Raw genomic sequence first — 12,294 nt, forward strand, 5'->3', positions numbered from 1 at the left:
GCCGCGCAGACGACAGGGTATTCGCATCACGCCCCGCCGTCTGCGCATCCTCCAACGGGAACCGGAGAAACCATCATGTTCAAGCGTATCCGCATGGTCGTAGTCGCGGCCAACGCCGCAGGGTCCCCCGACCTCTTTCTCACCGCCGTCGAGGCAACCGACACGCAGTATCAGCACGGTCGCCACTACGATATGGCATTGCTGCGCGCCCGCGAGGAAGGTTACGGCAGCCCGATGGTCGCCTTCGACCAGTTCGACGCGGCGGCCGACATGCTCCGCTGCGCCGCTGCGTTCATCGAAGGCGATGCTCCCATAGCCTGATCCACGCAGGCAGGGGTCAACCGCCCGCCGTTTGCCTGCCTCAGCCCTTCCGGCCATGCACCGCCAGTCCCCCGACAAAACACTTGCTGTTCCCGTGAAACCGCGTGTGAATGGTGCGCATGATGCCCCGACAACCTGACCGGAGAACCCCGTGAACACGTCCACCCTGCCCGCCGCCGCAAGCCAGCAGCTTGCCGAAATCGCTGCGAAATTCCTCGGCCTGGAAACCCTTGAAACCCGTCGCTCCGACCGGCTCGACTTCCATGACACGGCGGTATGGTGCATCAGGGAGGCACTCGAAGCCGCATGGCTCGCTGGTGCCGCGCACGCACAGAAAGGCACACCATGAAAGGCAGCCTCAACACGGAACCCGCCAGCGCGCCTTGCACGGCACAACAGAGCCGCAGGCACGGGCAGCCCTGCTACCGGGGTCACCGCCGCAGCGTGGGAGACGGAACCGCCGAAGGGTAGGCCGTCCGCGACCAGTGCACACCCGCCCACCACCCTGCCGCGCCGCCCGCACCCGCTGCCAGCAGCGTCATGACCAGGGCGCCTGCCACCAGCGCGTAGCCCACGCGCGCCAGCCGCAGCATCGCGATGCGCTCGAATGCGCCGAGCGCCGCATCGATCCGTTGCCGCTGCTCGCGGGCCGCGACTACCGTCGCGCCCACGAGCCGGTTCCCCGCTGCCTGCGCGATCCGGTCCGCCGCGTGGGCTGTAAGTGCCGCCAGTGCATCGCGGTTCAGCGCCGCAAGCGCCGCGCGATGGCGCGCCTGGTGCTCGGCGGTCATCGCCTCTGCAATGGCGATGGTTTCCTTGCAGCGTTCCAGCGCCTCACGATGCTGCGCCATCAGTGCCTGCGTGGCCGCGTGCGCTTCGGCACGCGCGGCATCGACGCCGCCCGCACCCGCCTGGTGGATGCGCTCCGGTATCACCTCGTAGAGGCGCACGTAGTATTCGAGCACCGCCAGCACCGACCACAGTGCATCGTTGTCGCGCAGGTTCAGTGCCGCCGATACGCGCCGCATGCGCAGCAGGCTGGCGTCATCCGGTGGCGCACCGCTCACTTCGAGGAAAAGCCGCACGAGCGGATCGGCCGGACGCGGGTGCCGTTCCCGCCGCGAACGCCGCTCACTCATGGCCCGTCACCTGCGCAAACATCGCGTCACAGCACGCCCGCCAGCGCAGCAGTTCCGCTCGCTGCCCGATGGGCAGCGTCTCTACCGCCTTGCGCACCGAGAGCCGCTGACTGCGCAGATCATCCGCCACCCGGTCAGCCAGTTCCGGAAAATCAAGTGACCGGCCCTTCGCCTCGATGGCCTTGCGCAACTTCGAGTCGTGGTACAGCACGAAGCGTTCGGGCGCACCGTAAAGCCCGTTACGCACGACATGCACCGTTGCATCCGGAAACGTTTCGCTGAACTGGCGCAGCAGTTCGAGACTGTCGCGCTGCCGGTTGATGACCCACAGCACGACGAGCCGCCGCCCGAGTTCACCGAGCGTACTGCCCAGCGTCGCGCCGTACCGGCTGACCCCGTCCTGGTTACGCGCCGCCGTACTGACCACCACGGCGGCATCGCGATGCGCATCGCAGTAGTTCACCACGTCGATCCAGCCGCCCGCCGTATCCAGATCGAACGACGCACACTCGATCTCGTCGTGGACCGCACGCATCACGTCCGGGTTCGACGTGTCGTTTTCCACCAGCACGGCCTTCACGCCCCTGCGTTGCAGGTGATCGACCAGCGCGAGCGCAACCACGCTCTTACCGACGCCGCCCTTGCCGCCGCCAACGAGGTAGATCAGATTGACTGCCGTGTCCGCTGTCGTGTTCATCGCGACTCCCTACAGGTCGTCGGTGTCGGGCCGGATCGCAAATCCGAGTGTGCCCTGTACCGGCATGGGTTGTTTCGTTACGGTCTTTCCCCCATCCCGGCGAACCGGATTTGTGCGCGCCGGATTGTCAGGCGCACGTGTCGCTGATGTCGCGGCCGGCCCTGCCGCTCTCGTGCCCGATGGTGCGCGTGCGCCGCCCGCGCCGCCCTTCGCGGCAGCGCGCAGGCCATACCGGAGCGCGCCTGCCGTGATCTCGATGCCGTGCGATTTCGCCGCCTCCGCGATCTGCTCCAGCGTGTAGCCCTTCGCCTGCGCCGCTCGCACGCGTGCCCGCATCTCCTTCATCGCGTCGCGCAACGTGACGCCGCGTTCGGCATCCGGTTTTTCCGGCAGCGCATCGAGTGCGCGCCCGAACGCCTCCCATTGCGACTTTGCATAGACCTTCGCGACAGGCATGGTCACCCTCCTGCGCACACGCTGACATCTGCCTTCGTATCAGCCGCCCCACAACCGTTGCTACGCACGGCGTTGTCACCATCCTGCGCATCACACGCGCACACGTCAACGGCCTTTTTCCACGTGACAAACGCACACGGGAACGCCTGGGATGCGATGGGACGTCGTGGGAACAACGCACTTTTTTATGCCTGTCGTGCGCACGCGACACACCCACCGACACACCACCGTTACGCATCGCAGCACTACGCACGCCGTACGCCTCGCGTTCGCACCGCCTTGCACGCGTGTTACGCACGAACATCGTTCGCCGGTTTGCCGTGCGCGACGCCCGACTGCACACTATCAACGCACGTCGCTGCGCCGTGCATTGACCATCCATCACGACTGCCGCGCGCATCGTCTGCTGCGTGACAACCCCTCCCGTACGTCTGACGTTGTGCGCTGCCTTCACCTGTCGCTGCGAGCACATACGCACAGCAACGCGCATCCGGTGCGCACGGGATGCAACGCTGCACGGGACGACCCTTCGCACCGCTTTGCACGTCGTTCACGCATCCCTCGCGTAGTCGTTCACGCACCGCCATACGCATCTGTTTCGCGCCGCGAGTGGCGCCTCTGCTCAGCCGGTACGCACGTCGTACACACGTCGTTCGCACGCGATGCTTCAGGGCCTGAACAGAAGGTTTACGCCGTGGCGGACACCCCTGCACAAAACGTTTACGCCGGGCAACAAAAAGCGCACGGAAAACACTGTATTGCAGGATAGGCTAGCGCCGGTTTTGGGCGCCCATGCGTGTATGCCACCACACTGATGCTCACGCGGCACGCCACACACCGCGTGGGGCGCGTGCGTTTCCCTCCCGTGCACGGGCTCGAACATCTGCGTGCGGCGAATGCCGTCAGTGACATCCTTGCCGGCGACTTTTACCAGCATCACGAATCGGCTCTGACGTTCGACGAGGGTTGCAATCTGGCTGGTAGCGTTGCCGAACAGCAAGTCACCTTCCCAGTGCCCGGGTATTGCGCGATCCTCCGCCGTGGCGGGGCGTTCACTGATCGATACAGCGTCGCGAATGTTAGTGCGGTCTTCGGTTTTCAATGTGTGATGGCGAGACCGGCGCATGACCCGAGAGCGTCTCAAGTGTTCAAGCAATTCCTTTTTCAGGGCACCGCGAGCTTGAATATAGAGGCTCCGGTAGATCGTCTCGTGTGACACCAGATGGTCCTTGTTGACGGCATAGGCATGCTTGAGCCAACCAGAAATCTGCTCAGGGGACCACTGCAGCTTCAGCTTTGCAGCGACAACTCGCGCCAGCGTCTGGTTTCTCACTAATTTGCAAACCTTCGGGCGACGTGCCCGATCCCAGGCGAGCGCGTCCGCCTGACTCGCTCGATAACCCTGGTTGCCTGCGTTGCGCTGCAGCTCGCGGCTGATCGTGGACGGAGCACGTCCCAGCCTGGCCGCTATCGACCGGATCGACAATCCAGACACGAGAGAGCGGGAAATTTCCTCGCGCTCCGCGAGCGTCAATGTCCGCGGCGCGCGGTGTCTCTGCGGTGGCTGGATGCCGCCGGTCTCCGATAGTATCCGCTGTATCGAAGAGTGGCCCCGATCGAACAGTTTGGCAATCTGATGAATCGTTTCGCCTTTACGCCAGCGCTCCCACATCAGTGCCTTCTGGCTCTCGGAGTAATAGATCCTCGGTCGCTGTTTCATTTGCAACACCTCCGCTGCTCACGCAGGTTCTAGTGTGTTGCATCGACCGGTTGAATCCGCACATGGCACTCGTCCACCAGGAATCGCTATGCTTTTCAGGTGCGAGGGTGATACAGCGTCGCCAGTCCGGAAAATGTCCGGCCGCACTACGCGGGTGAGGCGTGTGCCCGACGTGTTGCCCTACGTCCACGCTCCCCCTCGCCGTTACCCCAGGCGCAACGTTCCGGGCGGCTACTCTCTCGCCTGTCCGGGCACAGACGATGCAGCGCTGACCTCTCCCTTCCGCTTCAAGGAGCCGTCACATGGCAACCACCAGCACCCGACGCAAAAGCACCCCCGTGAGCAATCTGACCACGCCCACGGACCTCGGCGCAGAGGCTCGCAAGGAAGTGTCAGCGGGGTTGACGCGTTTGCTCGCCGACGTGTTCGCCCTTTTCGTCAAGACCAAGAATTTCCACTGGCACGTGAGCGGCCCGCACTTCCGCGACTATCACCTGCTGCTCGACGACCAGGCCGCGCTCGTCTTTGCCATGGTCGACCCGGTCGCCGAACGCGCCCGCAAGCTGGGCGGCCCTACCCTTCACTCGATTGCGGAGATCGCCTCGCTCAAGCGCCTCAAGGACAACGACGAGGCTTTCGTCGAACCGGAAGCCATGCTTGAGGAACTGCGTCGCGACAACGAATCGCTCGTGAAATACATGCGCGAACTGCATCAGCTGTGCGACGACAAGGAGGATGTGGCGACGGCCAGTCTGATCGAAAACTGGATCGACCAGACAGAGGAACGCGTATGGTTCCTCTTCGAAACCACGCGACACACGCGGTGATCGACCGCGCGCGTGAGGGCGCACGCGTTGCGGTGCCATGACGCCGCCGCTGCGCAATGCATCATCCAGAGTGGCGCGTCAGCGCTGGCAGATCCGTCCGTGCGGCGGTGCGTGACCGTCCGGCGTCAGGACGGCCGCACAGCAGGCCCTTCGTGCAGCGCCAGCCTTCCCCGCGCCACGCGACCGGGCGACCCGCACCGGTAATAAAGCCCGGAATTTGTAATTGTGACAGTACGCGTGCCGGGCGAGGCAGCACGGCGGACAGTCCAGCTCAGCGCGCGGCAACCCCCGTCCCCGCATGCATGCGCCGCGCCGGTGCCCCGGTGTGACGCGCGATCAGTTCGAGAAGCAGCCCCGCAGAAAACGGCTTGCGCAGAAAGGCCGTGACCGAGGGGCGCGCGGTCAGCGAAAGCGCGCTCATCACGATGACTGGCGTCCCGCGACAGCCTGGAACACTACGCAGCCGGCCCAGCAGCTGTTCGCCGCCCATGTGCGGCATCATCCAGTCCGTGACGATGATCTCCGGGGACCACCCACGCAGTTGCGCCAGCGCCTCCCGACCGTCCGATGCGGTGCGCACCTCATGACCATGATCGCCCAGGATCAGGTCCATCGACTCTCTTATTGCCGGCTCATCGTCTACCACCAGCACCCGTGCCATCGCGTTCCCCGTCGCCTATGCTGCCGGCATCAAAAAGCAACGAGCATGCCGGGCCTCTGGTTGCAGACGCCCACTGCTAGAATCGTCTGATCCCCACCGACGGGCGGCGCCCGGCATTGACATCCTGTGCCGCGCAGCCGCCGACAACCTTTGAAGGGGCCGACCATGCACGACGCCGGCGAGTGGAGTGAAGAACAGAGCCTTGAATGGCTCAAACGCTGGGCCACATCGACCAGCGACCATGCTGTGATTGCCGTCTCGCCTTCGGGCCACGTATTGAGCTGGAACCCCGGCGGCCAGACCATGCACGGCTACCCCGGTGCCGAAATAATCGGTCGGCATATTTCCGTACTCTATGCCGACGGCGACTGTCGGCGCGCCGTCCCCGAGAGCGCCCTGCGCGAGGCACGTCAGCACGGCCGGCACGAATTCGAGGGATGGCGTCGACGCAAGGGCGGCGACCTCTTCTGGGCCAGCGTCGTGACGACGGCCATTTTCCGCGAAAATGGACACCTCGACGGCTTCGTCGAGGTGGTGCGCGACGTCAGCGACAAGCGCAAGGCGCACGAAGCGGTCATCGAAAGCGAGCGGCGCTTCCGTCTGCTCGTCGACGGCGTGACCGACTACTCGATCTTCATGCTGTCGCCCGAAGGTGACGTCACGAACTGGAATCAGGGCGCACGACGCATCAAGGGCTACACGGCAGCCGAAATCATCGGCTCGCACTTCTCGCGCTTTTACACCGCAGAGGACATCGCAGCCGGCTTGCCCGCCAGGGGACTCGACACCGCGGCCCGCGAAGGACGGTGCGAATCGGAAGGGCTGCGCGTGCGGCGTGACGGCTCAACGTTCTGGGCGCACGTCATCATCGACGCGATCCGCGACGAGGACGGCACACTGGTCGGCTTCGCCAAGATCACCCGTGACATCACGGAAAAGCGCCAGGCCGACGAGCTGCTCGAACAGACCCGCGCGGCGCTCTTCCAGGCGCAGAAAATGGAAGCGATCGGCAAGCTCACCGGCGGCGTCGCGCACGACTTCAACAACGTGCTGCAGGTGCTGCGCGGCAACCTTGAACTGCTGCAGAGCCGCCACCGTCACGACGGCTGGAGCATGGAGCGGCTCGGCGGCGCCATCGACGCGGTCGAGCGCGGCGCGAAGCTCGCGTCGCAACTGCTCGCGTTCGGGCGGCGCCAGGCGCTGCGGCCGATCGTGGTCAATCTCGCCGCGATGGTCAGAGGAGCAGACGATCTACTGCGCCGGGCCCTCGGCGAAACGATCGAGGTCGAAACGGTGGTCGCCGGCGGTCTGTGGAATACCCAGGTCGATCCGCACCAGCTCGAGAACGTCATCCTGAACCTCGCCATCAACGCGCGCGATGCGATGCCCGGCGGCGGCAAGCTCACGCTCGAGTTGGCCAACGCGATGCTCGACGACCACTACGTGCGCTCGCTGACCGACGTGCCGGCGGGCCAGTACGTGATGCTCGGCATCACCGACACCGGCATGGGCATGTCGCAGGAGGTGCTCGAGCGCGCGTTCGATCCGTTCTTCACGACGAAACCCGAAGGGGAAGGCACGGGCCTCGGCCTGAGCATGGCTTACGGGTTCGTGAAGCAGAGCGGCGGCCACATCCGCATCTACAGCGAAGTCGGTCATGGCACCACGGTACGCATCTACCTGCCTCGCTCGCTGACGGAGTCGCAGGCGACCGTCCCCCGGCGCAACACGCCGCTGATGGGCGGACAGGAAACATCCTCGTCGTCGAGGACGACCTGAACGTCCAGGCGACGGTCATCGACATCCTGATCGAACTGGGCTACAGCGTCCTGAAGGCCAACAACGCCGAGCAGGCGCTTGCCGTCCTCTCGAGCGGGGCACACGTCGACCTGCTGTTCACCGACGTGGTGATGCCGGGCACGCTGCGCAGCCCGGAACTGGCCCGTCAGGCCCTGCAGCTGCTGCCGCATCTCAAGGTGCTTTTCACGTCGGGCTACACCCACAACGCGATCGTTCATGGCGGCCAGCTCGACCCGGGCGTCGAACTGCTCAGCAAGCCGTACAGCCGCGAGGACCTGGCGCGCAAGGTGAGACAGGTGCTCGGTACAGACGGAACCGTGCTGGCGGCGATTCCGTCGAGCCAATCACCGCCGTCTGTGCAGCCTTCTACACCGACGGGACTGCACGTGCTGGTCGTCGAGGACGATGCGCCGTCCCGGGACGCCGTGTGTGAACTGCTCGCAATGCTCGGGCACCGGCCCACCGGCGTCGGCTCGGTCGCGGCGGCACAAGAACTTTTCGCGCACCGGCCGATCGACGTGCTCATGACCGACGTGCATCTGCCCGACGGCTCAGGCCTCGACATGGCCCGCGAGGCAGCCGGCGAGCATCCCGATCTGCGGGTCATTGTGGCGTCTGGCGACGCAGTGCCGCTGCCGGACGCCCTTCCAGGCTGGCAGGTGATCCGCAAGCCCTATGGAACGGACGATCTCGCGACGGCGCTGGCGGCATGCAGGCGGACGTGAACGCCCTCCACCCCTGTCGGGTTAACGCGATACGGGATCGACGTCCAGGGGCTCGGTGCCGACGACCGCCGCACGATTTCCATCGAGCCGCTGGCGCAACATTGTGATACCCGTTGATCACTCCGACTCTGCGCCAGAGAGCCCATGCGCGAGACAGACAGGTCGTAAGGACAGTTTTTTGATGCCTCGAATTACCTAGTCAGGCACACAATCCAGGCGCCGTTGCTGCGCTCCTGACGCTTGCGCTCGCGGCTTCGCCTGGCCTGTGCCAGCCCGACGGCCGGGCTGGAAGTTTCAGCCTCGATCTGCCAGATCTCACAGCGGACATAGTCCGGATCATCAGGCTTGCCCCCATAGCTCCACGATCCACTTGGAAAGCGCACTACGGTCCAAGGTTTCTTCATTGCAATGCTCCTTTCCAGGTGCCAGTGACGACTGACGCGCCGCCGGTCGGAACGTGGCGCAGCGCCATGCGGCCGACTCGCAGGCAGTCCACTCGCTGGACCGGTACCGCACCGGCACTGCACGACAGATCGCGTTGCCCGGTTGCGGCGGCCCTGATATTCATCGGGCGGCCCGGCCACGGACGCCGATTCTATGTCCCGGGCTGACATGGCATCGCTGCGGGACTACGCCACTCGCGATGCGCGCTCCGGCCTGGCACCGCTGCAATGGGGCGGCGCTGAGCGCGCTTAGGCCGCCGTTGTCTGGCAGTTACCCAAGGGACGCAGGTCACCTAGGCGGAACGCCCCACGGACGGGGCCGTCCGCGACGACCTTGATCGACCTGATCGGAAATTGTCCGAGGTGGACGGCGCCGGATCGGCGGTGGGGGCCAGCTCGTTGGGGACCGGCTGCCCGCAGCCGCGCCGCCCTTTTCACGGCATGGATATACACTAATCCAGTGTATATCCATGGGATCGTGCCATGCATGTCGCAAAATGGGGTAACAGCCTGGCCGTACGCCTTCCGTCGAGCCTGGTGGAAGCGCTGGAACTGCGGGAAGGCGACGACATTGAAATCGTCATCGACGCGCCACGCACATTTGCCGTGCGTCGCAAACCGGGCGCGGATGCGTTGATCGAACGCCTGCGCCAGTTCCGCGGGAAGCTGCCACCGGACTTCAGGTTCAGCCGGGACGAGGCGAATGAACGAGGGTAAAACGAGGATTTTCGCCGACAGCAACGTTGTGCTTTACCTGCTGTCGGGCGATGCAGCACGGGCAGACCGTTCGGAATCCCTCCTTAGGCAGACCCCGACGATCAGCGTGCAGGTGCTCAACGAGGTCACGAACGTCTGCATCCGCAAGCTCGGCATGACCAGGGAAGAGGTCGCGCAGTTTCTCGGCGTGGTGCGCACCGACGAATTCAACCGCGAAGCGGTTTGGCTAACCAAGGCGCGTTCACAGTGACCGTTGTGCGTGAAGCACCGGCATCACCCCTTCGGCGGCGTCGGGCGACGCCTGTACCATTTCATCAATGGTCGTATCGACATACCGTGCGCAAAAATGGACGCCGAAACCGTCGCGAGCGTCAACGTGATCAGTTGCCGCGCGATGGATTGGTCGATGCCATGGCGAATCGCGAACATCAAATAAAACACGGAGCCGATTCCCCGTATTCCGAACCATGAAATCATCACTCGCGCGCGTCCCGTACCCGCCGCACCGAGCGTTCCGACCGCGACCGCGATAGGACGCACGAGCACGAACATCGTCGGAATGAACCACCACAACGCGTACCACGTAGTGGCATAGGGAAGAAGCGCGCCGACCAGCAAGACAACCGTCAGCTCGGCAAGATGTTCGAGCTGAGCGTTGAATCCCAGCACCGCATCGGTCATCACCGTGCTGGCATGGTGCGAGTGCGTCGCCATTAGTTCATACGCGTGCCCTTTCGAGCCCGTGGCCGCGCCGAGCGACACAGTCCCTTCCCGTGGTTTGTCGTGCACCCGCTGAAGAGCCAGGCCGGCGGCAAAGACGGCCAGAAACCCGGACGCATGGCAGAGTTGCGCCGCCCCATAGGCGATGGCGACCAGGCCGAGCGACAGGAACTCATCGAGACCAACGGCCTCCGAATGCCGCGTACGCAGATAAACGACAAGGCGGCCAATCAGGGCACCGAGCCCCGCGCCGATGAGCACCCCGCCGACACTCGCCCATATCAGGTCTATCGCAAGCCAGCGCCAGACAGCAAACGAAGCGCCATCATGCCGGGACAGCAATGCGAGGCCCAGTATCACGAACGGATACGCCGTGCCGTCGTTCAACGCCCCCTCGCCAGCAAGGTTGAAACGCAACTGATCGGGATCCGTTCCGCGTTCTGTCCGCACGCCGGATGCCAGAACGGGGTCCGTGGGAGCAAGAATGCCGCCGAGGAGCACCGCCGCGCCCAACGGCAGCCCCAGCCCCCACATGCCGACCGCTGCAATCAGCCCCACCGTGATCGCCATCGAGACAAACGCGAGGCGCAGCGGAACGATCCATCTTCGGTCGAAAATCGGTACGCCCATGCGTAACCCGACGGTAAACAGCGAAATCAGCAGCGCCACTTCCGCCACCCGGCCGATCACATCGGCGTGATGCAGCGGATCCGGCACGATCAGCCCGAGTCCGCCGGGACCGACGAGGTAACCGGCGACCAGATAAATCGTCGCGCTGCTCAACAGCAGACGCGCCAGCGGCGCGCTCGCCACCACCATGGTGATGAGCAGAACGCCGCACAACAGATACCAGATGGGATCGGACATGGATCGCGGACAACATCGCAGGGACGCTCGCCGGGCGAGCCATATTCAGGCTCACCGAAGCCGGCGCAGTGAACGGCGGACGGCAAGCGGAAGGTTCGACTCCATTCTGACATCCGCATTTTCGCCTTCGCGTCGAATTACCGTCGGCCCCACATCAGTACGATACGTGCAGACATGCGTCCGGTCTGGATTTATTCCCGCGCAAAGCCATGTACCGTTCGAAAGGAACCTATGCCGCGGTTTTGAACGGAGTCGCCGCCGTGCTGCGCGCAGTAGTCGCATCGAGGTCGCGACCTGCAACTGCGAGGGCAAGCGCCGGATTCAGGCTGTCGACCATCGAGGTCGGCATCAGGATCGTCGCGCCACGTTCCTTGGTCGTTTCGTAAATGATGTTCATCGCGCGCAGTTGCAGCGCGCCGGGTTGATTTTCATAGATCCGCGCCGCCTCGACGAAATTCGCAGCCACCGCGGCTTCCGCCGAGCCCAGAATCACGCGCGCCTGCTTTTCGCGCTCAGCCTGGGCCTGACGGGACATCGCGTCCTGCAGCGCAACCGGAATCGCGACATCACGAATTTCCACGGAACCGACCGCAATGCCCCATGCGGCCGTCTTGCCGCCAATCTCCTCGCGCAGATGCACATCCGCCATGGTCCGATCCGACAGGAGTGTGGCGAGCATCGACGAGCCGATCAGTTCGCGCAGCGTGGTCTGGGCCACGCGATCGATCGCCTGTCGATAGTCGGTAATCGCAAGCGCCGCCCTTTGCGCGTCCTGCACATGCCAGAAGATGATCGCATCGACGTTGACCGGCACCGTATCCTTCGTCAGCGCCTGCTCTGCGTTGAAGGCCGTGGTCTGAATACGCTCGTCGATGATCGCCACCACGTGATCCAGAATCGGAACGATCATGAAAAATCCGGCGCCCTTGACACTCTGCAGCTTGCCGAGTCTGAGGATCACGAACTTCTCCCATACATTGGCGACCTTGACGGACAGTGCGATCAATATGCCGATGACGATCAACGGAGGCGCCAGATAGAGATTGATCCATTGGCCGGCTGCAACGCCGGCCAGAATGAATACAGCGGACAGGAACAAGGTAATCGGACTCATGGTAGCTAACCCCAATCTTGTTGTGGACGATGGAAGCCGGCGACGTCAACCGGAACAGCATTGCGGTCACAACGGCATCGCAGGAAC

The 12,294-nt window shown here is 64.3% G+C and carries 11 protein-coding genes and 3 pseudogenes; 6 read left to right on the top strand and 8 right to left on the bottom strand.

Going from position 1 to position 12,294, the window contains the following annotated elements:
• Positions 1-75: 75 nt before the first annotated feature.
• Both WJ542_RS13630 and WJ542_RS13635 read left to right on the top strand, forming a co-directional pair.
• Positions 76-321 (top strand): hypothetical protein, encoded by a 246-nt coding sequence (locus WJ542_RS13630; RefSeq protein WP_411189779.1) that lies wholly within the window; start codon positions 76-78, stop codon positions 319-321.
• Positions 322-472: 151 nt separating this feature from the next.
• Positions 473-670 carry a DUF6900 domain-containing protein gene (locus WJ542_RS13635; protein ID WP_411189780.1) on the top strand — a complete coding sequence of 66 codons (198 nt, stop codon included), beginning with the start codon at positions 473-475 and terminating at the stop codon, positions 668-670.
• Between the two features lie 82 nt (positions 671-752).
• Here the strand turns inward: WJ542_RS13635 and WJ542_RS13640 are convergent, their stop codons facing one another.
• The 4 genes and pseudogenes from WJ542_RS13640 to WJ542_RS13655 form a co-directional block, all read right to left on the bottom strand.
• Positions 753-1,460 (bottom strand): hypothetical protein, encoded by a 708-nt coding sequence (locus WJ542_RS13640; protein ID WP_411189781.1) that lies wholly within the window; start codon positions 1,458-1,460, stop codon positions 753-755.
• Positions 1,453-2,157 carry a nucleotide-binding protein gene (locus tag WJ542_RS13645; protein ID WP_411189782.1) on the bottom strand — a complete coding sequence of 235 codons (705 nt, stop codon included), beginning with the start codon at positions 2,155-2,157 and terminating at the stop codon, positions 1,453-1,455. Before WJ542_RS13645 ends, WJ542_RS13640 begins: the two co-directional genes overlap by 8 nt.
• Before the next feature lie 9 nt (positions 2,158-2,166).
• Positions 2,167-2,613, bottom strand: a complete 447-nt coding sequence (locus WJ542_RS13650) for a hypothetical protein (RefSeq protein ID WP_411189783.1) — start codon at positions 2,611-2,613, stop codon at positions 2,167-2,169.
• Between the two features lie 910 nt (positions 2,614-3,523).
• Positions 3,524-4,333: pseudogene (locus WJ542_RS13655) on the bottom strand (IS30 family transposase); the annotation flags it as partial.
• A gap of 302 nt (positions 4,334-4,635) precedes the next feature.
• Here WJ542_RS13655 and WJ542_RS13660 point away from each other — a divergent pair.
• Positions 4,636-5,160: a Dps family protein gene (locus WJ542_RS13660; protein ID WP_411189784.1), complete on the top strand. Its 525-nt coding sequence runs from the start codon at positions 4,636-4,638 to the stop codon at positions 5,158-5,160.
• 271 nt (positions 5,161-5,431) lie between these two features.
• Here WJ542_RS13660 and WJ542_RS13665 read toward each other — a convergent pair whose 3' ends face one another.
• Positions 5,432-5,821 carry a response regulator gene (locus WJ542_RS13665; protein ID WP_411189785.1) on the bottom strand — a complete coding sequence of 130 codons (390 nt, stop codon included), beginning with the start codon at positions 5,819-5,821 and terminating at the stop codon, positions 5,432-5,434.
• Positions 5,822-5,986: 165 nt separating this feature from the next.
• Here WJ542_RS13665 and WJ542_RS13670 point away from each other — a divergent pair.
• Positions 5,987-8,346 (top strand): annotated as a pseudogene (locus tag WJ542_RS13670) (hybrid sensor histidine kinase/response regulator).
• Between the two features lie 191 nt (positions 8,347-8,537).
• Here WJ542_RS13670 and WJ542_RS13675 read toward each other — a convergent pair.
• A complete protein-coding gene (locus WJ542_RS13675; protein ID WP_411189786.1) occupies positions 8,538-8,750 on the bottom strand; it encodes a hypothetical protein in 213 nt (70 codons plus the stop codon).
• A gap of 522 nt (positions 8,751-9,272) precedes the next feature.
• On the opposite strand from WJ542_RS13675, the gene WJ542_RS13680 reads away from it, so the two are divergent.
• Positions 9,273-9,506, top strand: a complete 234-nt coding sequence (locus WJ542_RS13680; protein ID WP_411189787.1) for an AbrB/MazE/SpoVT family DNA-binding domain-containing protein — start codon at positions 9,273-9,275, stop codon at positions 9,504-9,506.
• A pseudogene (locus tag WJ542_RS13685) lies at positions 9,493-9,663 on the top strand (PIN domain-containing protein); the annotation flags it as partial. The gene WJ542_RS13680 and the pseudogene WJ542_RS13685, both read left to right, overlap by 14 nt.
• Positions 9,664-9,779: 116 nt before the next feature.
• On the opposite strand, the gene WJ542_RS13690 reads toward WJ542_RS13685, so the two are convergent.
• Positions 9,780-11,093: a cation:proton antiporter gene (locus tag WJ542_RS13690; RefSeq protein WP_111484466.1), complete on the bottom strand. Its 1,314-nt coding sequence runs from the start codon at positions 11,091-11,093 to the stop codon at positions 9,780-9,782.
• Positions 11,094-11,322: 229 nt separating this feature from the next.
• Positions 11,323-12,207, bottom strand: a complete 885-nt coding sequence (locus tag WJ542_RS13695) for a slipin family protein (protein WP_411189788.1) — start codon at positions 12,205-12,207, stop codon at positions 11,323-11,325.
• Positions 12,208-12,294: the final 87 nt, after the last annotated feature.

The sequence above is a fragment of the Paraburkholderia yinzeri genome, from assembly GCF_046581065.1.
GTDB lineage: Bacteria > Pseudomonadota > Gammaproteobacteria > Burkholderiales > Burkholderiaceae > Paraburkholderia.